Genomic DNA, 26,508 nt, shown 5'->3' with positions numbered 1-26,508 from the left:
AGCTCCCACAGGGGGTTGCCCTCCGACTCCCGAATTTTGTGTGGACACTGACATGACTGAACGCTGCAATTCCTACTACACCGCCACCCTCAACCAGGACACCGACTACCCGACCCTGCAAGGTCGCCACCAGGTTGACGTGGTGATCATCGGTGGCGGTTTCACTGGCGTCGCCACTGCCGTGGAACTGGCCGAAAAGGGTCTGAAAGTCGCCATCGTCGAAAGCCACAAGATTGGCTGGGGCGCCACCGGGCGCAATGGCGGTCAAGTCACCGGCAGCCTTTCCGGCGACGGCGCGATGCGCAAACAGATGCGCGCGAAACTCGGCGATGACGTCGATGATTTCATCTGGCATCTGCGCTGGCGCGGGCATGAAATCATCCAGCAACGGGTCGAGAAATATGCCATTGCCTGCGATCTCAAACACGGCCATCTGCAAGCGGCGTACAAGCCCAGCCACATGGTTGATTTGCGCAAGGATTACGAAGAAGCCGTGCGTCGCGGGTTGGGCGATGAGGTGAGTCTGCTCGACCGCAGCCAGGTACGCGATCTGCTGCAAAGCGAGCTCTATCACGGCGCGATCAAGAACACTCGAAACATGCATCTGCATCCGCTCAACCTGTGCATCGGTGAAGCACGGGCGGCGGAAAGTCTCGGTGCGTTGATCTTCGAAAACAGCGAGGTGCTGGAGATCATTCACGGCGATCGGCCTGGAATAAAAACCGCTCACGGCCAGATCGACGCCAATCAGGTGATGCTTGCCGGTGACGTCTATCACAAGCTCGAACCTGGCCAGCTGAAGGGCAAGATTTTTCCAGCCATGGGCGGCATCGTCACTACCGCACCACTGGGCGAACTGGCGCGGCAAATCAACCCGCAAGATCTGGCGGTGTACGACTGCCGCTTTGTTCTCGACTATTACCGCCTCACCGCCGACGGTCGCCTGCTGTTCGGTGGCGGCGCCAACTACAGCGGCAAGGATTCACGCGACATCGCCGCCGAACTGCGCCCGTGCATCGAGCGCACCTTCCCCGCGCTCAAAGGTGTGCAGATCGACTATCAATGGAGTTGCGCGATGGGCATCGTCATCAACCGCATCCCGCAACTCGGCAAGTTGTCGGAAAACGTCTGGTATTGTCAGGGTTACTCAGGGCACGGCATCGCCACAACACACATCATGGGCGAAATCATGAGCCGCGCGATCACCGGACAGATGCAGCAGTTCGATACGTTTGCCGCGTGCCAGCACATTCGAGTGCCGATGGGCGATTTGCTCGGAAATCCGTTGTTGGCGGCGGGAATGTGGTACTACCAGATGCTCGAAAAGTTGCGCTGAAAGATGTGTTGACCATGCTGACCCCATCGCTGGCAAGCCAGCTCCCACAGTGATCGTGGCGTATCAAGTTTATGTACACCACGAACACCTGTGGGAGCTGGCTTGCCAGCGATAGGGCCATCAGCCACACCCGATGAACTCAATCGGGAAGCTGCTCCACCACAATCCCCAACCGCCGATAATCCTCGACACTCCCCGACGCCACATGCCGCTCGGTGATCAGCATGTGCAAGCGCGCACACGGCGCCACCACAAACGGTTCCACCGCACCCAGCTTGTCGGCCGAAGTCACGGCGATGACCCGCGCCGCGCCATCGAGCATCGCCTGCTTCACCGGCACCTCATCGAAATGCAGCGAGGTAATCCCCACCTCCGGGTGAATCGCACACACACCGGTTATCGCAAGATCAGCCTTGATTCCCGCCAGCAAGCGCAGCGCCTCATGCCCACCCGCCGCCATCGTCCGCGGGTTCAACTGGCCGCCCGCAAGGATCACTTTCACACCTTTGAATTCGGACAAGGCAATTGCGGTGATCGGTGATGCGGTAACCGCAGTGATGCTGATATCCGCACGCAACGAACGCGCCACCTGCAACGTGGTGGAGCCGGAATCGAACAGCACGATCTGCCCGTCCTGCACCTCCTGTGCCGCCCGTTGCGCCAGGCGCACTTTCACTTCGTCGGTCTCGTCAAGACGCGCGAAATAATCCTTACCGGAATCTTTCGGACGCGGCAACGCCCCGCCGTGCACCCGCTGCACCAGCCCGGCGTTGTCCAGTTCGGCGAGGTCGCGACGGATGGTGTCTTCGGATACCGCAAAATGCTGGCTCAACTCGGATGCCATGACTTTGCCGTCACGTTCGAGGAGCAAAAGGATTTTCTGCCGGCGCAGGGACGGCAATTCGGCGATGGAGTGATCGTGCATGGTTGTGCCTGTTTGTGCTTGTAGTTGCAGGTTTTATGAAGGCTAGCGAAAGCCTCGAGCAAATACAAACGCAGCGGCTATCAATTGTTTCGATCATTGGAATCAACACGGCAAATTTTTTCTTTGCCGTGCGCCTGTTCACAATGGCCTCACTCTCAAAAGCTCAGGATGAACAGCCCATGAATCTCAATTTCGCCTTCGCCTGCATGATTGTCGTGTCGTTCGCGGTGGCGCTCGGCCACGCCTGACAGCGCGTCAAACCGAGGCCAGCCGGAGGGTGAGGCTGCTTTGCAGCCCAGCGGGAGCAAGCTCCCTCGCCACGGGATGTGCACGAGTCAGACTTCTTCGCGCACCCGCCGCACTTGCACCAACAACGCCGGGGCAAAATGCAGCAACACCATCCGGCTCAAATGATGCGTCAGGATAAACACCACATTCAGCCCGCCCCCAAACGCGACAATCGCAATTGTCTCGATCGCGCCCGGCATGTAAGCGAGCCATAACGACAGTGGATCGTTGTCCAGCCACCCCGCCGCTACTTCGGCAAACACTGCCGCAACCACGATCATCAAGCCAACCGAGACCAGCGCTGTGCGCCCGTGCCGGGCCAGTTCGGCGAAGCCGAGGCCCTGGAACCGTGAGCCGATGCGGACGCCGAGAATCAGCGCGGCCAGGTTCAGGCTCCAGTCTGGCATGTGAAAACCGTGCAGCCATCCTGATTTCACAAACACGGCAGTGATGATGATCGCAGTGAGCATGAACGGCGCCGGGACGCCGATCATCAGCAACAAGCGGCCGAGCAATATGCTTAGCGCAATTACCGAGAACGCGGTCAGCGCCATGCCGGTGGTCAACGTGTCGCTAACGACTTCCGGCGCTGCGGTTTGTCCGGGAATGAGCAAACTCACCAGCACGGTGATCAACAGCAGGCGCGTCAGGTGGACGATGATGACTTTGCTTGAAGCCTTTTCCGATTCAAGTAAATCGAACACTGCGGCCAATGCGCCGGGATAGACCGCCAGAAGTGCATCGGTGCGGTTCCAGCCGGCACCACGTGTCAGCCACCAGCCAGCGAGCGCAATTTGCACGGTCAGGCAGATCAGCAAAACGCCGAGGCTGGGCAGCACTGTCGAGGCCGTTTCGTTGTCCCACGCTTCGAACATCAGTCCGGTGGCGATGCCCAGCGTGATCTGGATGTAGCCCAGTCCGTAAGGAGTAGCGGGGGCAATACCGGTTTTACTGGCGAACAACGCGGTTACCGCAATCGAGCCCAACAGCAAGCCGTGGGGCACGCCTTCAAACTGCAACAACGCGCCGAACCCGGCGGCAATCAACAAGCACACAATGGATTTCATAGTTCGCCTTCCTGGCCATTTATCTGACACACCACCACCCCTGGAGGAGCTGCCGAAGGCTGCGATCTTTTGACTTTTTTTTGTAGATCAAGATCTAAAGATCGCAGCCTTCGGCAGCTCCTACAGGGGACTCATTGCTATGCGCGGAGCCGTGCAATCGCCCGCCGATACTTCTCGATCCGCTCCAGATCCTCCCAACTCGGCGAGACAATTCGCGAGATATCGCTGTTCTCCTCCAGATCCGCCAGTTTCACCACCCGCCCGATCGGGTTCTGCGCGGCACGGCCGACGAAATCCTCGTAGGTCTCACCGGGCACTTTGGTCACCGCCGCAATCGCCGCCAGTACCTCCTCGCTAAAGCCTTCCGCGCGCAAATCGTCGAGGCTCACCCCACAATCCTCGACCACATCGTGCAGCACGGCGACGATGCGCTCTTCAAGCGTATTCATGCGCAACATGACTTTCAGTGGATGCAGAATATACGGCGCGCCGCCCTTGTCGACCTGCCCGGTGTGGGCCGCGGCGGCAATGGCGATGGCGCGTTCGAGGGATTGGGCCATTGGAGTCTCCGTACGTTTCTGATTGTTGCGCAGTGTACGCGAAGAAGGCTCAAAGCCGATTGAACCTTGCCCGCCCTCGCCGCCTCGAAACCAGACAAGCGCCAAATCACCGATCAGACGCGGCGCCATTGGAGAGGAATTGCCGATGAAAACCCGACTGCTGCTTCTGATCGCCACGTTCGCCATCATCCCCACCTGCGTCATGGCCGAAGGCTGCGACGTGCAGACCCGTTCCTCCAGCGCCTCGGTGCCGGCGGTGGAAACCCACAGCTGCTACGAATACGAAGGCATGCCCGTGGATTCCATCAACTGGTCATGCAGCAATGAAAGCAAGGACACCCTCAACACCACCAAGAAAAAAGTCGATCGCTGCGACGACCACTACCAGGCCACCTGCACCGCTCGCCTCACCCAGGAATCCCTGGCCAACCCGCACTCGACCAGCAAAGACAAAAGTGCCCAACCTCTGAACATGCCCGATAACGCCCAAGTCACCACGTATTACTACGACGGTGAACATCTGGCGCAGGCGAAGATTGATTGTGAGAACAGTGGCGGGAACTGGAAGGCGGAATAGCTTCAGTCTCGAGGATTGCCCAGCAAAAAGCCCGGCTTGATGCCGGGCTTGCTGCATTCGAAAAATGCTTAACCTTCGCCGGCACCGCTGCTGGTGCCGCTGTCGTTCGATTGTTTCGAACCACTGGGCGTGCCGCCCGAGGGTGTCGAGCCGTCGTTGTTGGTGGTATTGCCCTGCGTGCCCTTCGGCACGGTGGCGCCGTTGGAATGAATGTCTTCCGGCGCGCTCGGGTTGGTCTGGCTATTGCCATCGTTGGCGGTCGGCGTCGGCGTTTCGTTGGCGGCATTTGCGTAGAGCGAGGTGGCGGATAACAGAGTGGCAAGCGTCAGTGCTGCGAAGTTGGATTTACGCATGTTGGCGGTTCCTTTGCGGGGTAAGGTAAGCATTGGAATCACCTGCGTGGCGAAAATGCGGAGGGGCTGACGAATGGCAAAATAAACAAACCCGTCAGCTCGAAAGAGAGGTCAGGGCATCAAAAAACGATACCTTGTAGGCAGAAAAAAGCCCGACTGAAAAGACCGGGCATTTTAGTGCGCGATACCCATCAACCACCGCTCCCGCCGCTGCTGCTACTACCGGATGGTTGACCCGCAGGGGTGGAGTGGGTTGCAGGTGCCGCCGGCCCTTGATCGGTTTTGCCACCATCACCACCTGGGGGCAGCGAATCTGCATCCGGGTCGGCATTGGTGGCTGGAGAAGCCGGTTCACGAGTCTGGCTGGTGCCGTCACTCGCCTTCGGGGTCGACGTTTCGCCGGCCGCGAGCGCGTACGGCGCACTGCCGAACAGCAACGCCGCGAGGGTAATCACCGCAAATCTATGGTTCAGCATGGTGGCTCTTCCTTTGCGTGGGGGGGGTTACAGCATTGGAAGAAGGTATGCGGCGAACGTGCGATGCGCCGGACGAATGGCTATCGCCTGGAGACATCGCGAAATGTCGACATCTGAATACTTCGCAGGAAAAAACCCAGGGGGCCCGGGCATTCCTGAGAAATCAATGTCGACAAAGCTATGCGAGACGCATGCCCCTCAAAAATTCGCCGGCGTATTCGCACTGATAATCTCAGCCTCATCCGCCCCGATATTGCGGAACTTGTGCGGCAGTGTGGTCGGAAAGTAATAGCCATCCCCCGCACTCAACACGCTTATCTGCCCGTCCACGGTCAACTCGACAGTCCCGCGCGTCACCAACCCGCACTCCTCGCCTTCAGCGTGAACAATCGGCTCTTCCCCGGAACTCGCGCCCGGTGCGTATTGCTCGCGCAGCAAACGCATCTGGCGGCTGGGCACGGAGGCGCCGATCAGCAGCAGGCGCAGGCCATGGCGGCCGAGGTCGGGTTGTTCGTTGGCGCGGAACACATATTGATGTTCGCGCGGGGGTTGGTCGAAGGTGAAGAAGTCGGCCAGCGACATCGGAATGCCTTCGAGCAGCTTTTTCAGAGAGCTGACAGAAGGGCTGACGCGGTTCTGTTCGATCAGCGAGATGGTCGCATTGGTCACGCCGCTACGCCGGGCGAGTTCGCGCTGGGAGAGTTTGTAGCTTTCGCGTACTAGTTTGAGTCGAGAACCCGTATCCATGACAGCCTTATGTGAGAACGACTAAGGACGATGGGGGTGGGTGGCGGGTGCCGCGCAGATGGCGCGGATCACGTTGCTCCCGTGTCCCGGAACCGTGAAAGGCGGCTATTAAATCACGTTTGCGAGTGTTGCTCAGCAGGTTCGATGGACGGTGGGTGAAATGAGCCTGCCGGGGGTAATTCTGGGCTGAATACAAAATCTGTGGGAGCTGGCTTGCCAGCGATTGGATGGCACATTCAACATCTCTTTTTGCTGATAGACCGCCATCGCTGGCAAGCCAGCTCCCACAGGTTTTGTGTGCTGTTGAGGGGAAAAACCGGCGGGGCCTTTCGGACCGCCGCCGGGGAGGTAACCTAGATGCCAAAGCGGTCGCGTAGCGAGTAATAGACGGCGCCGAGGGCGGTGAGTGGCGCGGAGAAGGTGCGGCCGCCGAGCATCGGCATGTGCGGCAGCGAGGCGAAGGCATCGAAGCGTTCGGCGTCGCCGCGGATCATTTCCGAAATCAGTTTGCCGGCCAGGTGCGAGCAAGTGACGCCGTGGCCGCTGTAGCCCTGCATGTAGTAAGCGTTTTTCTCGATGCGGCCGAATTGCGGCATGCGTGACATGGTCAGCAGAAAGTTGCCGGTCCAGCGGTAGTCGATTTTCACGTCCTTGAGCTGCGGGAAGGTTTTGAGAATCTTCGGGCGGATCAGTTGTTCGATGTCGTCCGGCTCACGCGCGCCGTAGACCACGCCGCCGCCGTAAAGCAAACGGTTGTCGGCGGTGAGACGGTAGTAATCCAGCAGGTAATTGCAATCTTCAACGCAGTAATTGTTGGTGATCAGATTGCGCGCCTGTTTCTCGCTCAACGGTTCGGTGACGACGATCTGCGAGCCGCACGGCATGCTTTTCGCGGTCACCCGATTGTCGAGGCCTTGCGGCAGATATGCGTTGCCGGCGATCAACAGGTATTTGGCGCGGACTTGGCCTTTGGCGGTGCGCACGACGTTGGGTTCGCCGTACTTGATTTCCACGGCAGCCGACTGCTCATAGATCTTGCCGCCCAGACGCACGGTCGCGGCAGCTTCACCGAGCGCCAGATTCAGCGGATGGACGTGACCGCCCTGCAGGTCCAGCAAGCCGCCGACATAAGCGTCGGAGCCGACTTCGCGGCGAATGTCCGCAGCGTCGAGCATCTTCAGGTTGCGATTGCCGTAACGTTCCCAACTGCGCTTCTGCTCAGCCAGGCCGTTGAGTTGTTTCTTGTTCATCGCCGCGAAAATACCGCCGGGGCGATAGTCGCACTGGATGTCGTAATCCTTGATGCGCGAACGGATGATGTCAGCACCCTCGAAGATCATGCTGCCGAGGATTTCCGCGGTCTTGTCGCCGTAGCGTTCTTCGATCACATCGACGTCGCGGCTGTAGGAGTTGACCAGTTGCCCACCGTTGCGACCGCTGGCGCCGTAACCGACTTTCGCCGCTTCCAGCACCGTGACCTTGTAGCCGGCTTCGCTGAGGAACAGCGCCGAAGACAAGCCGGTGTAGCCGGCGCCGATAATGCACACGTCGCACTCGACCGACTCTTCGAGAACCGGAAAATCGATGACTTCGTTGCGGGTGGCGGCGTAGTAGCTGTTTACGTGTTGCTGTTTCATACGTTTCTCCGAAGGCCGCCAGCACAGGGCGACCGCCGCTGTAAAAGAGTTAGAGCTTGATCCAGGTCGCTTTCAGCTCGGTGTACTTGTCGAACGCGTGCAGCGACTTATCGCGACCGTTGCCCGATTGCTTGAAACCACCGAACGGCGCGGTCATATCGCCGCCGTCGTACTGGTTGACCCAAACGCTGCCAGCGCGCAAACCGCGCGCGAAGGTGTGCGCCTTGCTGAGGTTGCTGGTCCACACGCCGGCGGCGAGACCGAAGATGCTGTCGTTGGCGATTTGCAGCGCTTCTTCGGCGGTGTCGAAGGTGATCAGCGATAGCACCGGGCCGAAGATCTCTTCGCGGGCGATGGTCATCGCGTTGGTTACACCGTCAAAAATCGCTGGCTGCACGTAGAGGCCACCGGTTTCTTCGAGGGTGCGTTGACCGCCGGCAATCAGCTCAGCGCCCTCCTCACGGCCGATGCCGATGTAGCGCAGCACGTTGTCGAGTTGACGCTGATCGACCACCGCACCGACGGTGGTCGCAGGATCAAGAGCGTGCCCCGGTTTCCACGCTTGCAGCGCTTCCACCAAAAGCGGAATGAACTGCTCGCGAATCGAACGTTCGACCAGCAAACGCGAGCCGGCGGTGCACACTTCGCCCTGATTGAAGGCAATGGCACCGGCCGCTGCCTGTGCGGCTGCGCGCAAGTCCGGTGCGTCGGCGAACACCACGTTCGGGCTCTTGCCGCCGGCTTCGAGCCAGACGCGTTTCATGTTGCTTTGCCCGGCGTAAATCATCAGTTGCTTGGCAATCGCCGTGGAGCCGGTGAAAGCCAGCACGTCGACATCCATGTGCAACGCCAGCGCTTTGCCGACCGTGTGACCAAAGCCTGGCAGGACGTTGAACACGCCTTTGGGAATGCCGGCATCCAGCGCGAGTTGCGCGATGCGGATCGCAGTCAGTGGCGACTTTTCCGAAGGTTTGAGGATGAATGAGTTGCCGGCGGCCAGCGCCGGGGCGAATTTCCAGCTGGCCATGATCAGCGGGAAGTTCCACGGCACGATCGCGGCAACCACGCCGGACGGCTCGCGGGTGACGAGGCCAAGTTGGTCGTGCGGCGTAGCAGCGACTTCGTCGTAGATCTTGTCGATGGCTTCGGCGCTCCAGCGGATCGCGTTGGCGGTCGCCGGGATGTCGATGCTCATCGAATCGCTGATCGGTTTGCCCATGTCGAGGGTTTCCAGCAGCGCCAGCTCTTCCTGGTTCTGCAGGATCAGATCGGCGAAGCGAATCAGGATGCGCTTGCGTTCGGCCGGGGCTTTCTTCGCCCACACGCCGGATTCAAAAGACTGGCGCGCGACTTCGACGGCGAGGTTTGCGTCCGCGTCATCGGTGCTGGCAACGGCGGCGAGGAAGCGACCGTCCACCGGGCTCAGGCATTCGAACGTGTCGCCGCTGATCGCGGGGCGGTATTCACCGTTGATGAACGCGCGGGATTCGATGGTCAGGGACTGGAAGCGTTGTTCCCAGTCGTTGCGGGTCATTGTCATTGTTGTGGGCTCGACAAGGGGGGAATTTGGGGTGTTGTGTCTGTCTTAAGATGGCTGCCCTCACCCTAGCCCTCTCCCAGGGGTAGAGGGGACCGATCGGGGGATGCTCGAAACTGCGCCGACCTGAAAAATCTTTGCCGAATCCATGATCGTCTGGATCGTTCAGATTGAATCGAGCCGGATATCGATTCGGCACAATCGTTCAGGTCGCAGGATTTCCCGAGCATCCCCGGATCAGTCCCCTCTCCCTCCGGGAGAGGGTTAGGGTGAGGGGCTTTTGATCTTTAGACCGTATGCAGATACCAGTTGTACTCAAGGTCGGAGATCGAGTTTTCGAACTCGGCCAGCTCGCTTTCCTTGCACGCGACAAATACGTCGATATACATCGGGTCGATGTAGCGGGCCATGACTTCGCTGTCGTCCAGCTCACGCAAGGCGTCGCGCAGGTTGTTCGGCAGGCTCTGCTCGTTCTGCTCGTAGCTGTTGCCTTCCACCGGCGCGCCCGGCTCGATCTGATTGGTCAGACCGTGGTGAATGCCGGCCAGCACCGAAGCCATCAGCAAGTACGGGTTGGCGTCGGCACCGGCGACGCGGTGTTCGATGCGCACGGCGTCCGGCGAACCGGTGGGAACGCGCACGGCCACGGTGCGATTGTCGATACCCCAGCTCGGCGAATTCGGCACGTAGAACTGCGCGCCGAAACGGCGGTACGAGTTGACGTTCGGGCACAGGAACGCCATTTGCGCAGGCAGGGTCTCCAGCACACCGCCGATCGCGTGACGCAGCGCGGCGTTCTGCTCGGGATCCTCGCTGGCGAAGATGTTGTTGCCTTCTTTATCCAGAATCGAAATGTGTACGTGCAGTCCGTTGCCCGCCTGGCCCGGATACGGTTTGGCCATGAAGGTCGTATCCATCTCGTGGTCGTAGGCGATGTTTTTCACCAGACGCTTGAGCAGGACGGCGTAATCGCACGCTTTGATCGGGTCGGAAACGTGATGCAGGTTGACTTCGAACTGCGCCGGGGCGCTCTCCTTGACGATGGCGTCAGCCGGGATCCCCTGCTCTTTCGCGCCTTCGAGGATGTCTTGCAGGCAATCGACGTATTCGTCGAGATCGTCGATCAAGTAGACCTGCGTCGACACCGGGCGCTTGCCGGATACCGGCGAACGTGGCGACTGCGGACGGCCGTTCACGTTGTCCTGGTCGATCAGATAGAACTCGAGTTCGAACGCTGCACAAATGGTCAGGCCGAGGTCGTCGAACTTGCGCACGACGTTGGCCAGCACTTCACGCGGGTCAGCGAAAAACGGCTGGCCTTCGATCTCGTGCATGGTCATCAGCAATTGAGCGGTTGGGCGTTTCTGCCAAGGCTCGATGCTCAGGGTGCCGGGGATCGGGTAGCAGATGCGGTCAGCGTCGCCAATGTCCAGACCCAGGCCGGTGCTTTCCACCGTAGAGCCGTTGATATCCAGAGCAAAGAGAGAAGCTGGCAGGTTGATGCCTTTTTCGTAAACCTTGTGAAGACTGGTGCGTTCGATGCGCTTGCCGCGCACCACACCGTTCATATCCGCAATCAGAAGGTCGACGTACAAAACCTCAGGATATTTCTTAAGGAATGCGTTGGCTTCGTTGAGTTGAACGGTACGCAGAGGGACCGACATGATGCACCTATTTAGCTGTTAATTATTATGTTCACTGCTGTTTCGCCGAGCCAGTCAACCCGAACGGCAAAGTGAAGTCAATAGCGAACAGATGACCTTCAAAGGTTTATTTTTCGGGCTTTTTTTAACACTCTCGTGCCAATACAGGCGCCGAAGCCCCGAGAATCATGAAGATAAGATGAACGGCGTTGAGAATTTTTTACATGGCAGTTGTTAATTAAAATCAACGAGGCTAAGCTCCGGAAAAGCTCGTTCAAGTGTCAAACTTCGAGGTGAATAAAAATGGCATTCAAGCCATTGATCGGCGTTACTGCGTGCGTCAAACAGATTGGCCTGCACCCCTATCACATCAGCGGCGACAAGTACGTACGTGCTGTCAGCGTTGGCGCTCAGGGGCTGCCGGTGGTCATCCCTTCCCTTGGCAACCTGACTGAAATCGACGACCTGCTCGGTCAACTCGACGGTCTGTTGCTGACCGGCTCGCCGTCGAACGTGGAACCTTTCCACTATCAAGGCCCGGCCAGCGCCCCCGGCACGGATCACGATCCGGCGCGGGATGCCACCACCCTTCCTTTATTGCGTGCAGCCATCGCGGCGGGCGTTCCGGTACTTGGCATCTGCCGTGGTTTCCAGGAAATGAACGTGGCGTTCGGCGGCAGCCTGCACCAGAAGGTGCACGAGTTGCCGGGCATGCTCGACCACCGCGAAGCCGACAGCCCGGATGTGGCCGTGCAATACGCACCGGCCCATGCGGTGACGGTGCTCGCGGGCGGCGTGTTCGAAGCGCTGGAGTTGCCCGGCGAGTTCCAGGTCAATTCGATTCACAGTCAAGGCATCGACCGCCTCGCCCCTGGCCTGCGCGCCGAAGCCGTGGCGCCAGATGGCCTGATCGAAGCGATTTCGATCGAGCACAGCCCGACCTTCGCCCTCGGCGTGCAATGGCACCCGGAATGGCAAGTGCTCGACAACCCCAACTACCTGAAGATTTTCCAGGCCTTTGGCGAGGCTTGCCGGCGACGGGCGGCGCGACGCAACCAGCGCTGACACCCGCAAAAACTACATAACGATTTACTGCCCCCACGAAGGCCGGGCGTGCCTGTGCACACCCGGCCTTCGTGAACAACGACACCCGTAATAACAACAAGCACGACCCAGGCAGCCAGGACGGCGGCGCCGAACAAGCCAGGGCAACCCCCTGAAAATGTGGCCCCCTGTAGGAGCTGCCGAAGGCTGCGATCTTTTGATGTTGACTGTAAAAAACAAGATCAAAGGATCGCAGCCTTCGGCAGCTCCTACAGGGCCATGTGTGAGGGGAATGGTTGTTCCTGGCTTGCAATCCACTTAAGCCAGGCCACATTGGCCCGGCAAACGAAACCTGTTGGGAGTTTCACATGGCAAACGCCTCCAGCACTTACCGGAAGGCTCTTGAGGGTCATCAGCAACCGAAAAAGGTTCTGGTGAAGGTCGATCGCGTCACCAAGAAATTCGACGAAACCACGGCGGTGGATGATGTCTCCCTGGAGATCCATCAAGGCGAAATCTTCGCCCTGCTCGGTGGCTCCGGTTCGGGCAAATCGACCTTGCTGCGCATGCTCGCCGGTTTCGAGCGCCCGACTGAAGGGCGGATTCTGCTCGACGGCGTGGACATCACCGATATGCCGCCGTACGAGCGGCCGATCAACATGATGTTCCAGTCCTATGCGCTGTTCCCGCACATGACCGTGGCACAGAACATCGCCTTCGGCCTCAAACAGGACCGTTTGCCGGCCAGCGAAATCGATGCCCGCGTCGAAGAAATGCTGCGTCTGGTGCACATGACCCAATACGCCAAGCGCCGCCCGCACCAGTTGTCCGGCGGCCAGCGGCAGCGCGTGGCCCTCGCCCGCTCGCTGGCCAAACGGCCGAAGCTGCTGTTGCTCGACGAACCGATGGGTGCGCTGGATAAAAAGCTGCGTTCGCAAATGCAACTGGAGTTGGTGCAGATCATCGAACGCGTCGGGGTGACCTGCGTGATGGTGACCCACGACCAGGAAGAAGCCATGACCATGGCCGAGCGCATCGCGATCATGCACCTGGGCTGGATCGCGCAGATCGGCAGCCCGGTCGACATTTATGAAGCGCCGGTCAGCCGCATGGTCTGCGAGTTCATCGGCAACGTGAACGCCTTCGACGGCACCGTGGTGGAAGACCTCGAAGGCCACGCGATCATTCACAGCCCGGACTTGCAGCAGAAGATCTACGTCGGCCACGGCGTCAGCACTTCGGTGCAGGACAAGTCGATTACCTACGCGATTCGTCCGGAAAAAATGCTCGTCAGCACCACCCAACCGGAGTTCCGCTACAACTGGTCGGAAGGCAAGGTGCATGACATCGCCTACCTCGGCGGCCACTCGGTGTTCTACGTCGAGCTGCCCGGCGGCAAAATCGTCCAGTCGTTCATGGCCAACGCCGAGCGCCGTGGCGCGCGACCGACCTGGGACGACAAGGTCTATGTGTGGTGGGAAGACGACAGCGGCGTGGTACTGCGCTCATGAGAACCTTCAATCAGCAATTCCTGCGCCTGGTGCCCAGCGGACGAAAACTGGTGATCGGCATCCCGTTCATCTGGCTGTTCCTGTTCTTCATGTTGCCGTTCTTTCTGGTGATGAAGATCAGCTTCTCGGAAGCCGCGCTGTCGATCCCGCCGTACTCGGAGATCTACACCTACGCCGAACAGAAATTCCAGCTGCTGCTGAACATCGGCAACTACACCCTGCTCGGCGAAGACGACCTGTACCTGTCGGCGTACCTCGGTTCGCTGAAAGTTGCGGCACTGAGCACGCTGATGTGCCTGGTAATCGGATTTCCGATGGCTTATGCGATTACCAAAACCGGCAAGGAAACGCAAAATGTCCTGCTGCTGCTGATCATGATGCCGACCTGGACGGCGATCCTGATCCGCGTGTATGCGTGGATGGGCATCCTCAGCAACAACGGTTTGCTCAACGCGTTTCTGATGTGGACGGGGCTGACCGATCACCCGATCGAGATCCTCAACACCAACACGGCGGTGTATATCGGCGTCGTGTACGCGTACTTGCCGTTCATGGTGTTGCCACTGTACGCCAACCTCGTCAAACACGACGGCAGTCTGCTGGAGGCCGCGTCGGATCTCGGCTCGAGCAACTTCAACAACTTCTGGAAAATCACTGTGCCGCTGGCCAAGAACGGCATCATCGCCGGCTGCATGCTGGTGTTCATTCCGGTGGTAGGCGAGTTCGTGATCCCGGAACTGCTCGGTGGCCCGGAAACGCTGATGATCGGTCGCGTGCTGTGGCAAGAGTTCTTCAATAACCGCGACTGGCCGGTGGCGTCTGCGCTGGCGGTGGTGATGCTGTTGATCCTGATTGTGCCGATTCTGCTGTTCAACCGCAGCCAGGCCAAAGAGATGGAGGCACGGGGATGAAACGCTTCAATTTTTCGAAATTCATGCTGATCTTCGGGTTGATGTTCATTTATCTGCCGATGCTGATTCTGGTGATCTACTCGTTCAACGCCTCGAAATTGGTGACGGTGTGGGGCGGCTGGTCGATCAAGTGGTACGTCGGCCTGCTCGACAACACGCAACTGATGGGCTCGGTGGTGCGCTCGCTGGAGATCGCCTGCTACACCGCGATTGCCGCAGTGGCGCTGGGCACGCTGGCGGCGTTTGTGCTGACCCGCGTTACGCGGTTCAAGGGCCGCACACTGTTCGGCGGGCTGGTCACGGCGCCGTTGGTGATGCCTGAAGTGATCACCGGTCTGTCGCTGTTGTTGCTGTTCGTGGCCATGGCGCAACTGATCGGCTGGCCGCAGGAGCGTGGCATCGTCACCATCTGGATCGCCCACACCACGTTTTGTGCGGCCTATGTGGCGGTGGTAGTCTCCGCCCGCCTTCGTGAGCTGGATCTATCGATCGAAGAAGCGGCGATGGATCTCGGTGCGAAGCCGTTCAAGGTGTTTTTCCTGATCACCATTCCAATGATCGCGCCGTCGCTGGCAGCGGGCGGGATGATGTCGTTTGCCCTGTCACTGGATGACCTGGTGTTGGCGAGCTTCGTCTCTGGCCCGGGCTCGACGACGTTGCCGATGGAAGTGTTCTCGGCAGTGCGTTTGGGGGTGAAACCGGAAATCAACGCGGTGGCCAGCCTGATTCTGCTGGCGGTGTCGCTGGTGACGTTTTTGGTCTGGTATTTCGGTCGCAAGGCAGAAGCCAACCGCAAACGGGCCATTCAGGAAGCGATGGATCAGACGGCGAACGAAGCGTGGCAGCCGCAACAAGCCGCCACCGCTTGACCGGTAGGAGCTGCGGCACGCTGCGATCTTTTGACTTTGCATTTGAAGATCAAAAGATCGCAGCCTCGTTTCACTCGACAGCTCCTACACATGCAGGCGCTGTTAACCAAGTTTGGGCTTTGTGTTTTTGAATAAGAAGAATGGAGTTGTACCGATGAAAATGTTTGGCAGGACTCTGCTGACACTGTCCTTAATGGGCGCGATGGTCATGGGCGCCCAGGCCAACGACAAGGTGCTGCGTGTTTACAACTGGTCCGATTATATCGCGCCGGACACCGTCAAGAAGTTCGAAGACGAGACCGGCATTCGCGTCACCTACGACGTTTTCGACAGCAACGAAACCCTCGAGGCACGTTTGCTGGCGGGCAAATCCGGATACGATCTGGTGGTGCCGTCGAACAGTTTTCTGGCCAAGCAGATCAAGGCCGGCGTCTATCAGCCGTTGGACAAATCCAAGCTGCCGAACTGGAAGAACCTCAACCCGGTGCTGCTGAAAAACGCCGCTGCAAGTGATCCGGACAACGCCCATGCGTTCCCGTACATGTGGGGCTCGATCGGCATCGGTTTCAATCCGGCCAAGGTCAGGGAAGTGTTCGGCGCCAACGCTCCGACCAATTCCTGGGACTTGCTGTTCAAACCCGAGAACGCAGAAAAACTCAAAGCCTGTGGCATCAGTTTTCTCGATTCGCCCACCGAAATGATCCCGGCCGCCCTGCACTATCTGGGTTATCCGGTGAACGACAAGGACAAGGCGCACATTGCCGAGGCCGAAGCTTTGTTCATGAAGATCCGTCCGAACGTGGCGTATTTCCACTCCTCGAAATACATCTCCGATCTGGCCAACGGCAATATCTGCGTGGCGGTCGGTTACTCCGGCGACGTGCTGCAGGCCAAGGCCCGCGCGGTGGAATCGGGCAACGACGTGGTGATCGACTACAGCATTCCCAAGGAAGGCGCCGGCAGCTTCTATGACATGGTCGCCATCCCGCGCGACGCCGCGAACGTCGAGAACGCTTACCTGTTCATGGACTTCCTGATGCGTCCGGAGATCATCGCCGAGATCACCAACAGCAACGGCTACAGCAACGCCAACGCAGCGGCCACGCCGTTGGTCGACGAAGCGATCCGCAACGACCCGGGCTCGTACCCGTCGGCGGCAGTGATGGCGACGTTGTACGCAGTGCCGGATCAGCCGATTGCGACGCAACGGATCATGACCCGCGGCTGGACGCGGGTGAAGCTCGGCAAGTAACCAACCCGACCCTTACCTGTAGGAGCTGCGGCACGCTGCGATCTTTTGATGTTGCTTATCAAAACCCAAATCAAAAGATCGCAGCGTTCCGCAGCTCCTGCAAGGGAGCGTCGGGGATTCGAAAATCAATGATTTCCCGTTCACGCAGCGCCTTACCACCGCTGCAACCTCTCTGAACGGCCTCACCTGGCTCCCTCGGTTCAGGTGAATTCTCAGGCGCCTTCGGGCGCCTTTTTTTGTCCGATCAAAGCAGCGACCATTCCTGTAACACGCGATAGCGGCCCTTGTGCGATTCGAACAAGGCGAAGCGCTCCGCGCGCAGAAAAAACTCAGCTGGCGTGGCCGCTTCCGGCTCTGGTGCGCGGTATTCCCGGGCCAACGTCAGGTGCGGGCGAAACTCGCGGGTAGTTTCTTCAAAGCCGAACGGCAGCATCGCCTGCTCCAGCGCATACACCAGACGCAACAACGCCGGCGGCGCCTGCTCAGGCGCCAGTGACAGCACGCCCGCGCGGTGCCAGACCTGCAACCGATCCAGTGGCACTCGCAATGCCTCGCCCGGCGTGCGCACACTGCTCGCGGCTTCGCACACGCCATGGATCTGTGCCAAAGGCACCGCGCCGAGAAACAGCAGGGTCAGATGGAAATTGTCCGCCGGCACCGATTTGCCGGTGCGCAGGCCCAATTGCGCACGCCACTGAGCAATCGCCTTACGCTGCTCCGGCGGGCAATCGAGCGCAAAAAACAGTCGTTTGGATGGTTCATCCCGGCGCGCATCATCGCTCATCGGCCCTGCTCCTTTGTTCGTCGATCAGGTGATTCTATACAGCCTGATCTGACGACTCGTGACAGCGGGCTATAGTTCAAGGATTGCCATCAACCGGAGACCGCGATGCGCGAGATCCTCAGCAAAGAACCCTGGTGGGCTCGGCCACCGCAGCCCGGGCAGGCTGAAACCGAACTGGAATGGGGCTGGCTGGTGCATTACAGCGAAGGTGAGCCGCGCTTCGAATTCGTCCGCGAACGCCCGACGGAGCAACAGATCCGCGAGCGCAAAAGCTGCCGCATCACGCCAACTACCGAGTAAACACAAACCCTGTGGGAGCTAGCCCTGCTAGCGATTGCGGTGCATCAACCAATGAAGATGGTGCCCGTGCTGGCCTAATCGCTAGCAGGGCTAGCTCCCACAGGGGTATTGAGGTGTGACTGAGAGGCCTCAGGATTCCAGGATGTTCTTGAAGCCGCCGAAGATCATCCGTTGCCCATCGAAGCCCATCGGGTTGACGTCCGGTTGCATGCGCGGATCTTCCATCATTTTGCCCATGCCGGTGTCGCGGGTGGCTTTGTCCGGCCAGACCAGCCAACCGGCCGACACCGTTTCGCCTTCCTTGAGCTTGACCGCCAGCGGAAATGACGTGAGTTTGCCGTCCGGAACGTCATCGCCCCAGCACTGGACCACGTCCAGCGCGCCGTATTCGCGGAACAATTTCGCGGCGATTTCACAGTGTTGTTTGTATTGCTCGCGATTGGCGTCTGGCACCGGCGCGACGAAAATATCGATGTAAGCCATGTTCATTCTCCTTGCACAGTGGGTTCGATCTGCTGAGTAGTCGACGGTGGCGGCTGCCATTCGACACGGTTCACACCCAAGCCGACCGGCGGCTCCGAATTGCTGCGCAAATGGCCTTCGACCTGACTGGCCATGTGCAGCGTACCGGCCATGACTCCGGTGGTCGGGTTTTGCACCAGCTTCAGCCAGGCCTTGTCGAACGTGTTGCCCAGGCTGCTGCGGATCAAGGCCTCGCTATCGGGGCGGTCATTGGCCTGGATGATCGCGCGGATCCCGGCCACGCCCACCGAAATCAGCCCGCCGGCCAATTTCCCGGCAGCGGCGGCCACCGCACTCGCGGCGCCGCGCGGCGCCATCTCCGCTTCGATGCGCTGACTGGCACGCTTGGCCACCGGTGCCATGCCGCCATCGGTGGCGGCTACCCCTTTGGCGCCACCGTCCTGGTGGATCTTGCCGATCAGCGCGGCGTACGCCGGCAGTGTATTCAACGGTTCGCTGCTGATCACTTGATACAACGAAGCATCCCGCGCCAACGGAGGGCCCAAGGCAATGGCCGGGATTTTTTGCAGGCGTGCGTTAAGCTGCGCAACCGGCACGCCGTGACGTTGAGCGATGAGCGGCATTTGTTGCGCCATCAGTTGCGCATAAAACGCCGTGGCCTGGCCGAGAATCGCATCCGGGTCGATCTCTACCGCCACCGGCGCCAAGACCTTTTCCTGATATTGCTCAAGCAGATAGGTCGCCAGCCGTCTTGCCGAGGCGTCGTGCTCGCCGCCGGCACTGACCGTGTACCAACTCACCTTCATCGACAGCCATTCCTGCGTCCAGTAGCTGCTGAACCACGGGATGAAATTTTCTTCAGTTTGCTGATAGACGCGAGTGCGCCAATGTTCCATCGAGCCCCGGGCGAACAGTTTGACCTGCTCAGTGGATTGCTGCGAAGCGCTGACGATTTCCCGATCGATCTGCTGCCAGGTTGCTGGTGAAACCACCACCGCCCGCACCGGCGCCACTGGCGGGCGCGCTGAAGCGGCACAGCCGGCCAGCAGACACACGGCGACGACGACCAGCGCACGCGGGTTCACGGTGGTTGAGTCCTCTGGATGACGGGGTGCAGGTTTGAGTATAGGTGGGTCAATTGAGCCTGATGCTGGATGTACTGGCCTCATCGCTGGCAAGCCAGCTCCCACGGGTTTCTCTGGTGCGCACAAAATCTGCGGTCACTGCAGATCCTGTGGGAGCTGGCTTGCCAGCGATGAGGCCATCAGCAACACCACAAAAAACCCAGACATCACTGCCATCGATATTCAACATCGCGACGATTGCCTTCCGCCCGCCGCCCATCGAAGGCACGATTAAGCCATCCGAAACACAACGAGGAGTTCACAGCATGATTCACACCCACGTCACACTCTCCGTGAGCTTCCCGCTGTTCGGTAGCAACTATTACGACCAGCACGCGGTGTCGCACAAGACCCAGGCGCTGGTGTTCAACGAACGTTTCGAAGATCTGCTGATGCCCGCCGCGACCCATCATTTCAGCAATGAAGTGGTTGGCATCAACGATCAGTTCCGTTTTCTGAGCGACATTCTCGCCACCCATTTGCTGGACATCGAGGCCTCCGTGCCTGCGCGATCCAGCGTCCGGGCGAGCGCTCGTTTTTTTAGCTGAAGGCTGATGCAAAAAGGGCGTTCCTCGAGGGAACGCCCTTTATGCATTCAATCAGTCATCATCGCGATCACGGTGATAACGACGGCCATCGCGGCGGTCGTCGTCACGATCATCCCAGCGCCGATCATGATCGTAGTTGCGGCCGTGGTCGCGGTCGTAATGCCGGCCATGCCGGTGGTCATCATCAAAATCCGCAATACAGCCGCTCAGCAATACGGCGGCGGTCACAGTAAGCAGCATCGTTGTCGCTTGCTTCATTCAACACTTCCCTAAAACCCAAGTCTTGACGACGGAAATCGCCACGCTGCCAGCGCCTTTTCGACGCGGAGCGCGCAGCCGCAAATACGACCGGACAAAACCGCGTTGATTCAGTGGCCAGCATCGACCGTTTGTCGGGCCGTTCATCACGCCCAAACGGCGGCGTAATGCCACCTATACTGCTTGCACCAACCCCCATGCAATGGATCTGCGCCCTCAATAACAACAAGCAGAGGTGGACCATGGTCTGGCAGCAAATCTATGACCCGTTCGGCAATCCGGTGCTGTCCACGCTGATGGCCGCCGTGCCGGTGGTGGTGATGCTGGCGGCGCTGGCGTTTTTTCACGTCAAGGCGCATCTGGCAGCGTTACTGGCGCTGGCGTCAGCCCTGTTGATCTCGATCTTCGCCTTCGACATGCCCGCAGGCATGGCCGGTTCGGCGGCGTTGTTCGGGGCGGCGAATGGCTTGCTGCCGATTGGCTGGATCGTCCTCAACATCATCTTTTTGCATCGCCTGACCACTGAAAACGGCTCGTTCAAAGTGCTGCAGGATTCCCTCGCGCGGATCACCGATGATCGACGTTTGCAGTTGCTGCTGATCGCCTTTTGCTTTGGCGCATTCTTCGAAGGTGCGGCGGGTTTCGGAACGCCCGTGGCGGTAACCGGAGCGATCCTCATTGGCCTGGGTTTTTCGCCATTGGCCGCTTCCGGTCTGGCCCTGATTGCCAACACGGCGCCGGTGGCTTTCGGCGCCCTCGGCACGCCGATCATCACCCTGGCCAAAGTCACCGGGCTGGATGAAATGGAGCTGTCGATGATGGTCGGCCGGCAATTGCCGTTTTTCTCGGTGCTGGTGCCGTTCTGGCTGATCTGGGCGTTTGCCGGGTGGCGCAAGATGCTCGAAGTGTGGCCGGCGATTCTGGTGGCCGGCGTGAGTTTCGCCATTCCGCAGTTTCTCGTATCGAACTACCACGGTCCGATGCTGGTGGACGTGATCGCCGCGCTGATTTCCATGGCCTGTCTCACGCTGTTCTTGAAGGTCTGGAAGCCCGCGACTATTCACACTTCGGCGGCATTGTCGGGTCGCGTCGATAACTCCAAGGTCGACGAAGAAAAAGTCACCGCCAGCGCCGCGTTCAGCGATCAGGCGCGTCCGGCAGTGATGCGCGCATGGATGCCGTGGATCATCCTCACCGTGTTCGTGTTTGCCTGGGGCACCCAGGGCTTCAAGAACATGTTTGATACGCGCCCGGTGATCGATCCGGTGACGCAATCGGCCAAACTCGATCCGCAGGGCAAACCCGTGCGCGAGGCCAATCCGATCTTTGCCCCGGCGGTGACGTTCACCAGCCTGCACCTGCAGATCGAGAAAGTCCCGCCAGTGGTCGCGGCGCCGAAAGCCGAGGAAGCGGTGTACAAATTCACCTGGCTGACCGCGACCGGCAGCGGCATCTTGCTGGCGGCGATTGTCGGCGGTCTGCTGATGGGTTATTCGATCCCGCAATTGATCAAGCAATACCTGCGCACATTGTGGGTGGTGCGCTTTTCGTTGATCACCATTGCCGCGATGCTGGCGCTGGGGTTTCTCACGCGTTATTCCGGGCTGGACGCGACCATGGGTCTGGCGTTCGCGGCGACGGGGATTTTCTACCCGATGTTTGGCACGTTGCTCGGTTGGCTCGGGGTCGCGCTGACCGGTTCCGATACCGCCTCAAACGTGCTGTTTGGCGGCTTGCAACGGGTGACCTCGGAACAACTCGGCATCAGCCCGGTGCTCATGGCAGCCGCGAACAGCTCCGGCGGGGTGATGGGCAAAATGGTCGATGCGCAATCGATCGTCGTCGCCTCGACCGCGACCCGTTGGTATGGGCATGAAGGTGAGATTTTGCGTTACGTGTTCTTCCATTCGATCGTGCTGGCGATTCTGGTCGGCGGGTTGGTGACGTTGCAGGCGTATGTCGCACCGTTTACCTCGATGGTGGTGGGTGGGCATTAGATTCAGAGTGAACGCAACGGCCTCATCGCTGGCAAGCCAGCTCCCACAGGTTTTGATGTTGTGAAGCAATTGGATTAACAACTCGGAACCCTGTGGGAGCTGGCTCGCCAGCGATAGCGGTGTGTCAGTCGAATCAACATTAACTGACACACCGCTGTCGCGAGCAGGCTCACCTACACAGTTTTTGGGTGATCTGCAGATTGATGAATCCAGCACATAACTCTTTAGCGCAAATCCGACAAAACCTTTACCTCCCTCCTGCGGTCACTCCTTTTACGAGACTGGCATGCATGCCGGCGCGCCCTATTGGGCCTTTTGCAATCCTGCCGCCCGATGAGAGACAAGGAATCGAACCATGGCGATTTCCCGACGCAACTTTTTGATCCTCGGCGCCGTAACCGCGACGGCGTTCGCAATGCCCCCCTTTATCAGCCTCAAGGCCTACGCGGCCAGTCTGGAGCAACCGGCCATGAGCAAAGTCACCCTGCAAGTCAACGGCAAAGCGCAAACCCTCGAAGTCGACACCCGCACCACCCTGCTCGACGCCCTGCGTGAACATCTGCAACTGACCGGCACCAAGAAAGGCTGCGACCACGGCCAGTGCGGCGCCTGCACGGTGATCGCCGATGGTCGCCGGATCAATTCCTGCCTGACGCTGGCGGTGATGCACGAAGGCAGCGAAGTCACCACCATCGAAGGCCTCGGCATGCCGGACAAGCTGCACCCGATGCAAGCGGCGTTCATCAAGCACGACGGTTACCAGTGTGGTTATTGCACGCCGGGGCAGATCTGCTCGGCAGTCGCCGTACTCAAGGAAATCCGCGACGGCATTCCCAGCCACGTCAGCCCGAGCCTGACGGAGCCGCCGAAACTGATCGCCGCCGAATTGCAGGAGCGCATGAGCGGCAACATCTGCCGCTGCGGCGCTTACTCGAACATCATCGAAGCCATCACTGAAGTCGCGGAGGTGCCGGCATGAGAGCCTTCAATTACAGCCGCGCCGACTCCGCTGCGGCAGCCGCCTCCCAGGCCGCGCAGGTCGAGGGCGCCAAGTTCATCGCTGGCGGCACCAACCTGCTCGACCTGATGAAACTCGACATCGAAACCCCTGTGCACCTGATCGACGTCAATCACTTGGGCCTGGATCAGATCGAAGCCACGCCCGAGGGCGGATTGCGCATCGGCGCGCTGGTGCGCAACACCGATCTGGCCGCCGATGCTCGCGTGCGCAAGGATTACGCCCTGCTCTCCCGCGCTCTGCTTGCGGGGGCCTCCGGGCAATTGCGCAACATGGCGACCACGGCCGGCAACCTGTTGCAGCGCACCCGTTGCCCGTACTTTTACGATACCCATCAGGCGTGCAACAAGCGCAATCCGGGCAGCGGTTGCGCGGCCATCGGTGGCGTCACTCGGCAACTGGGGATCATTGGCGTCAGCGACGCGTGCATCGCCACTCACCCGAGCGACATGGCCATCGCCATGCGTGCACTCGATGCGCAGATCGAAACGGTGAAACCCGACGGCAGCACGCGCAGCATCCCGATAGCAGATTTCCATCAGCTGCCGGGCAACACGCCGAACATCGAAACCAGCCTGACGCCCGGTGAATTCATCACCGCCGTGACCCTGCCGGCCCCGGTCGGCGGCACGCACATTTATCACAAGGTGCGTGATCGCTCGTCTTACGCGTTTGCGCTGGTCTCGGTCGGTTTGATCCTGCAAAAGGACGGCACGGGCCGCGTCGCGGTCGGTGGTATCGCACCGAAACCGTGGCGGGTCGAAGCCGCTGAAGCGCTGCTGCCCAAAGGTGCAAAAGCCGTCAGCGAGCGCCTGCTTGAGGGCGCGACACCTACCGATGACAACCAATTCAAACTGACACTGGTCGAGCGCACGCTGGCTTCGGTGTTGGCGCAAGCGAGGGAAACCGCATGAAATTCGACACGCCCGCCACCACCAATCCCATCGACCGCCTGAAGGTCGTCGGCCAGCCTACCGAGCGCATCGAAGGCCCGTTGAAAACCAGCGGTCAGGCGACGTATGCCTATGAGCAACATGAAGCGGCAGCCAATCAGGCCTATGGTTTCATGGTCGACTCGGCAATCGCCAAGGGGCGTATCAAAGCCATCCATCTCGACGCGGCCAAAGCTGCGCCCGGCGTGCTGGCGATCGTCACCGCCGAGAATGCCGGCAAGCTCGACAAGGGTGATTACAACGCCGCGCATCTGCTCGCCGGCCCTGAAGTGCAGCATTATCAGCAAGCCGTTGCACTGGTGGTTGCCGAGACCTTCGAGCAGGCGCGCGCCGCTGCGCAATTGGTCAAGGTCGATTACGAAACTGCCGAAGGCAAGTTCGATCTGGCCAGCGTCAAAGACCTCGGCGTCGAGCCAAAAGACGAGTTGCCGGACGTCAATCACGGTGACTTCGACAAAGCTTTCGCCGCCGCACCGGTGCAATTCGATCAGACCTACACCACGCCGGATCAGTCCCACGCGATGATGGAACCGCACGCCACATTGGCGGCGTGGAAAGGTGATCAACTGACCGTGTGGAATTCGAACCAGATGGTCGCCTGGAGCGTCGGTGACATTGCGAAAACCCTCGGTCTGCCGAAGGAAAAAGTCCGTTTGGTCTCGCCGTACATCGGCGGTGGTTTCGGCGGCAAGCTGTTCATCCGCGCCGACGTGATCCTCGCCGCTCTCGGCGCGCGGATGGCCGGCCGACCGGTGAAAGTCGCCCTCGCCCGCCCGCAAATGGCCAACAACACCACGCACCGTCCGGCGACCATCCAGCGCATCCGCATGGGCGTCACCGCGGATGGCAAGCTCACCGCCATCGCTCACGAAGGCTGGTCGGGCAATTTGGCCGACGGCAAGGTCGAACTCGCCGCGCAACCGAGCCAGTTGCTCTACGCCGCAGAAAACCGCCGGGTCAGCATGCGCCTCGCCCCGCTTGATTTGCCTGAAGGCAACGCCATGCGTGCGCCGGGCGAAGCGCCGGGGTTGATGGTGCTGGAAATCGCCATGGATGAGATGGCTGAACAATTGAAGATGGACCCGGTGCAGTTCCGCATTCTCAACGACACCCAGGTCGACCCGGTGAAGACCGAGCGGCCGTTTTCCCAGCGACAGCTGATCAAATGCCTGCAGACCGGCGCGGAGAAATTCGGTTGGGATCAGCGCAAGGCGCAACCGGGCACCCGTCGCGAAGGCCGCTGGTTGATCGGCATGGGTGTGGCGGCGGCGTTTCGCAACAACTTGCTGGTCAAGTCCGGCGCACGGGTGCGGCTGGAGCGCGATGGCAAGGTCGTGGTGGAAACCGACATGACCGACATCGGCACCGGCAGCTACACGATCATCGCGCAGACCGCAGCCGAGATGATGGGCGTCGGCCTTGATGATGTGGTGGTGCGTTTGGGCGATTCGGACTTCCCGGTGTCGGCTGGCTCGGGCGGCCAGTTCGGCGGTAACTGCTCGACCTCCGGCGTTTACGCCGCGTGCGTGAAGCTGCGCGAGGCAGTCGCGGCGAAGCTGGGACTGGCGGCGGATCAGGCCGAGTTCGCCGATGGCCAAGTGCGTGTCGGCAGCAAGAGCCTGCCGCTGCGCAACGCGGCTGAAGGTGGTGCGCTGGTTGCCGAGGACAGCATCGAATTCGGTGATCTGGCCGAGAAATATCAGCAATCGACCTTCGGCGCGCACTTCGCCGAAGTCGCCGTGGATGCGGCGACCGGCGAAGTTCGCGTGCGGCGCATGCTCGCGGTGTGCGCCGCTGGCCGGATCCTCAACCCGACCTCGGCGCGCAGCCAGGTGATCGGCGCGATGACCATGGGCGTTGGCGCGGCGTTGATGGAAGAGCTGGCGGTCGACAAGCGTTTGGGCTTTTTCGTCAACCACGACCTCGCCGGATACGAAGTGCCGGTACATGCCGACATCCCGCATCAAGAGGTGATTTTCCTCGACGAAACCGATCCGATTTCATCGCCGATGAAGGCCAAGGGTGTAGGCGAATTGGGCATCTGCGGCGTGAGTGCGGCGGTGGCGAATGCGATCTATAACGCCACCGGCGCGAGGGTGCGCGAGTATCCGATCACGTTGGACAAGATCCTTGATTCACTGCCGGAAATGATCTGAATACACCTCTGTAGGAGCTGCGGCACGCTGCGATCTTTTGATCTTCAGAGCCACATCAAAAGATCGCAGCCTCGTTGCACTCGACAGCTCCTACAGGGGTGGTGCATTCGACCTGCGGATATTGCTCGGTGATGATCTGAATACACTTCTGTAG

The 26,508-nt window shown here is 59.9% G+C and carries 27 protein-coding genes; 14 read left to right on the top strand and 13 right to left on the bottom strand.

Going from position 1 to position 26,508, the window contains the following annotated elements:
* Positions 1 to 52 precede the first annotated feature (52 nt).
* Positions 53 to 1,336, top strand: a complete 1,284-nt coding sequence (locus EL257_RS10595) for an NAD(P)/FAD-dependent oxidoreductase (protein ID WP_126362319.1) — start codon at positions 53 to 55, stop codon at positions 1,334 to 1,336.
* Between the two features lie 139 nt (positions 1,337 to 1,475).
* Here the strand turns inward: EL257_RS10595 and EL257_RS10590 are convergent, their stop codons facing one another.
* Positions 1,476 to 2,261, bottom strand: coding sequence for a DeoR/GlpR family DNA-binding transcription regulator (locus EL257_RS10590; protein WP_126362317.1), 786 nt, complete (start codon positions 2,259 to 2,261; stop codon positions 1,476 to 1,478).
* A 35-nt stretch (positions 2,262 to 2,296) separates the two neighbouring features.
* On the opposite strand from EL257_RS10590, the gene EL257_RS10585 reads away from it, so the two are divergent.
* On the top strand, positions 2,297 to 2,509 hold the full coding sequence (locus EL257_RS10585) for a hypothetical protein (RefSeq protein WP_126362315.1): 213 nt from the start codon (positions 2,297 to 2,299) through the stop codon (positions 2,507 to 2,509).
* A gap of 87 nt (positions 2,510 to 2,596) precedes the next feature.
* Here the strand turns inward: EL257_RS10585 and EL257_RS10580 are convergent, their stop codons facing one another.
* Together EL257_RS10580 and EL257_RS10575 are read right to left on the bottom strand one after the other, a co-directional pair.
* Complete coding sequence (locus tag EL257_RS10580) at positions 2,597 to 3,616, bottom strand: AbrB family transcriptional regulator (RefSeq protein WP_126362312.1); 1,020 nt, start codon at positions 3,614 to 3,616, stop codon at positions 2,597 to 2,599.
* A gap of 137 nt (positions 3,617 to 3,753) precedes the next feature.
* On the bottom strand, positions 3,754 to 4,176 hold the full coding sequence (locus EL257_RS10575) for an HD domain-containing protein (RefSeq protein ID WP_126362310.1): 423 nt from the start codon (positions 4,174 to 4,176) through the stop codon (positions 3,754 to 3,756).
* A gap of 145 nt (positions 4,177 to 4,321) precedes the next feature.
* On the opposite strand from EL257_RS10575, the gene EL257_RS10570 reads away from it, so the two are divergent.
* Positions 4,322 to 4,753 carry a hypothetical protein gene (locus tag EL257_RS10570; RefSeq protein ID WP_126362308.1) on the top strand — a complete coding sequence of 144 codons (432 nt, stop codon included), beginning with the start codon at positions 4,322 to 4,324 and terminating at the stop codon, positions 4,751 to 4,753.
* A 68-nt stretch (positions 4,754 to 4,821) separates the two neighbouring features.
* Here EL257_RS10570 and EL257_RS10565 read toward each other — a convergent pair whose 3' ends face one another.
* The 6 genes from EL257_RS10565 to EL257_RS10540 all read right to left on the bottom strand — a co-directional run bounded on the left by EL257_RS10565 (position 4,822) and on the right by EL257_RS10540 (position 11,167).
* On the bottom strand, positions 4,822 to 5,106 hold the full coding sequence (locus EL257_RS10565) for a hypothetical protein (protein ID WP_126362306.1): 285 nt from the start codon (positions 5,104 to 5,106) through the stop codon (positions 4,822 to 4,824).
* Between the two features lie 191 nt (positions 5,107 to 5,297).
* Positions 5,298 to 5,582, bottom strand: coding sequence for a hypothetical protein (locus EL257_RS10560; protein ID WP_126362304.1), 285 nt, complete (start codon positions 5,580 to 5,582; stop codon positions 5,298 to 5,300).
* Positions 5,583 to 5,780: 198 nt separating this feature from the next.
* Positions 5,781 to 6,329: a cupin domain-containing protein gene (locus EL257_RS10555; protein WP_126362302.1), complete on the bottom strand. Its 549-nt coding sequence runs from the start codon at positions 6,327 to 6,329 to the stop codon at positions 5,781 to 5,783.
* 353 nt (positions 6,330 to 6,682) lie between these two features.
* The gene (locus EL257_RS10550; protein ID WP_126362300.1) at positions 6,683 to 7,966 is read right to left on the bottom strand and encodes an NAD(P)/FAD-dependent oxidoreductase; all 1,284 of its coding nucleotides are present in this window, start codon (positions 7,964 to 7,966) and stop codon (positions 6,683 to 6,685) included.
* 49 nt (positions 7,967 to 8,015) lie between these two features.
* The gene (locus EL257_RS10545) at positions 8,016 to 9,506 is read right to left on the bottom strand and encodes an aldehyde dehydrogenase (protein ID WP_126362297.1); all 1,491 of its coding nucleotides are present in this window, start codon (positions 9,504 to 9,506) and stop codon (positions 8,016 to 8,018) included.
* 284 nt (positions 9,507 to 9,790) lie between these two features.
* A complete protein-coding gene (locus EL257_RS10540; RefSeq protein ID WP_064120847.1) occupies positions 9,791 to 11,167 on the bottom strand; it encodes a glutamine synthetase family protein in 1,377 nt (458 codons plus the stop codon).
* A 282-nt stretch (positions 11,168 to 11,449) separates the two neighbouring features.
* On the opposite strand from EL257_RS10540, the gene EL257_RS10535 reads away from it, so the two are divergent.
* The 5 genes from EL257_RS10535 (at position 11,450) to EL257_RS10510 (ending at position 16,733) form a co-directional block, all read left to right on the top strand.
* Entirely contained in the window at positions 11,450 to 12,211 is a 762-nt protein-coding gene (locus EL257_RS10535; protein WP_126362295.1) for a gamma-glutamyl-gamma-aminobutyrate hydrolase family protein, read from the top strand.
* Between the two features lie 347 nt (positions 12,212 to 12,558).
* Positions 12,559 to 13,701 carry an ABC transporter ATP-binding protein gene (locus EL257_RS10525; RefSeq protein WP_126362293.1) on the top strand — a complete coding sequence of 381 codons (1,143 nt, stop codon included), beginning with the start codon at positions 12,559 to 12,561 and terminating at the stop codon, positions 13,699 to 13,701.
* 29 nt (positions 13,702 to 13,730) lie between these two features.
* Positions 13,731 to 14,612 (top strand): ABC transporter permease subunit, encoded by an 882-nt coding sequence (locus tag EL257_RS10520; protein WP_419866617.1) that lies wholly within the window; start codon positions 13,731 to 13,733, stop codon positions 14,610 to 14,612.
* Positions 14,609 to 15,481, top strand: a complete 873-nt coding sequence (locus EL257_RS10515) for an ABC transporter permease subunit (protein WP_126362289.1) — start codon at positions 14,609 to 14,611, stop codon at positions 15,479 to 15,481. The genes EL257_RS10520 and EL257_RS10515 overlap by 4 nt, the downstream gene beginning before the upstream one ends.
* 154 nt (positions 15,482 to 15,635) lie before the next feature.
* Complete coding sequence (locus tag EL257_RS10510; protein WP_126362287.1) at positions 15,636 to 16,733, top strand: polyamine ABC transporter substrate-binding protein; 1,098 nt, start codon at positions 15,636 to 15,638, stop codon at positions 16,731 to 16,733.
* A 244-nt stretch (positions 16,734 to 16,977) separates the two neighbouring features.
* Here EL257_RS10510 and thpR read toward each other — a convergent pair whose 3' ends face one another.
* Positions 16,978 to 17,517 (bottom strand): RNA 2',3'-cyclic phosphodiesterase, encoded by a 540-nt coding sequence (gene thpR / locus EL257_RS10505; RefSeq protein ID WP_126362285.1) that lies wholly within the window; start codon positions 17,515 to 17,517, stop codon positions 16,978 to 16,980.
* Between the two features lie 105 nt (positions 17,518 to 17,622).
* Here thpR and EL257_RS10500 point away from each other — a divergent pair, with 105 nt between their 5' ends.
* On the top strand, positions 17,623 to 17,817 hold the full coding sequence (locus EL257_RS10500; protein ID WP_126362284.1) for a hypothetical protein: 195 nt from the start codon (positions 17,623 to 17,625) through the stop codon (positions 17,815 to 17,817).
* A gap of 129 nt (positions 17,818 to 17,946) precedes the next feature.
* Here EL257_RS10500 and EL257_RS10495 read toward each other — a convergent pair whose 3' ends face one another.
* Together EL257_RS10495 and EL257_RS10490 are read right to left on the bottom strand one after the other, a co-directional pair.
* Entirely contained in the window at positions 17,947 to 18,300 is a 354-nt protein-coding gene (locus tag EL257_RS10495; RefSeq protein WP_126362282.1) for a DUF1428 domain-containing protein, read from the bottom strand.
* 2 nt (positions 18,301 to 18,302) lie between these two features.
* Positions 18,303 to 19,385: a hypothetical protein gene (locus EL257_RS10490; protein ID WP_126362280.1), complete on the bottom strand. Its 1,083-nt coding sequence runs from the start codon at positions 19,383 to 19,385 to the stop codon at positions 18,303 to 18,305.
* 305 nt (positions 19,386 to 19,690) lie between these two features.
* Here EL257_RS10490 and EL257_RS10485 point away from each other — a divergent pair, with 305 nt between their 5' ends.
* The gene (locus EL257_RS10485; RefSeq protein ID WP_126368045.1) at positions 19,691 to 19,972 is read left to right on the top strand and encodes a hypothetical protein; all 282 of its coding nucleotides are present in this window, start codon (positions 19,691 to 19,693) and stop codon (positions 19,970 to 19,972) included.
* Between the two features lie 51 nt (positions 19,973 to 20,023).
* Here EL257_RS10485 and EL257_RS10480 read toward each other — a convergent pair whose 3' ends face one another.
* Positions 20,024 to 20,230 (bottom strand): hypothetical protein, encoded by a 207-nt coding sequence (locus tag EL257_RS10480; RefSeq protein WP_126362278.1) that lies wholly within the window; start codon positions 20,228 to 20,230, stop codon positions 20,024 to 20,026.
* A 242-nt stretch (positions 20,231 to 20,472) separates the two neighbouring features.
* On the opposite strand from EL257_RS10480, the gene EL257_RS10475 reads away from it, so the two are divergent.
* The 4 genes from EL257_RS10475 (at position 20,473) to paoC (ending at position 26,354) form a co-directional block, all read left to right on the top strand.
* Entirely contained in the window at positions 20,473 to 22,227 is a 1,755-nt protein-coding gene (locus EL257_RS10475) for an L-lactate permease (RefSeq protein WP_126362276.1), read from the top strand.
* Positions 22,228 to 22,582: 355 nt separating this feature from the next.
* The gene (gene paoA / locus EL257_RS10470; protein WP_126362274.1) at positions 22,583 to 23,206 is read left to right on the top strand and encodes an aldehyde dehydrogenase iron-sulfur subunit PaoA; all 624 of its coding nucleotides are present in this window, start codon (positions 22,583 to 22,585) and stop codon (positions 23,204 to 23,206) included.
* Entirely contained in the window at positions 23,203 to 24,159 is a 957-nt protein-coding gene (locus tag EL257_RS10465) for an FAD binding domain-containing protein (protein WP_126362272.1), read from the top strand. The genes paoA and EL257_RS10465 overlap by 4 nt, the downstream gene beginning before the upstream one ends.
* Complete coding sequence (paoC, locus tag EL257_RS10460) at positions 24,156 to 26,354, top strand: aldehyde oxidoreductase molybdenum-binding subunit PaoC (RefSeq protein WP_126362270.1); 2,199 nt, start codon at positions 24,156 to 24,158, stop codon at positions 26,352 to 26,354. The genes EL257_RS10465 and paoC overlap by 4 nt, the downstream gene beginning before the upstream one ends.
* Positions 26,355 to 26,508 lie beyond the last annotated feature (154 nt).

Source organism: Pseudomonas fluorescens (assembly GCF_900636825.1).
Classification (GTDB): domain Bacteria; phylum Pseudomonadota; class Gammaproteobacteria; order Pseudomonadales; family Pseudomonadaceae; genus Aquipseudomonas; species Aquipseudomonas fluorescens_BG.
Note: the sequence above shows the minus strand (reverse complement) of the source record. Positions and strands in the feature narration are given on the sequence as shown.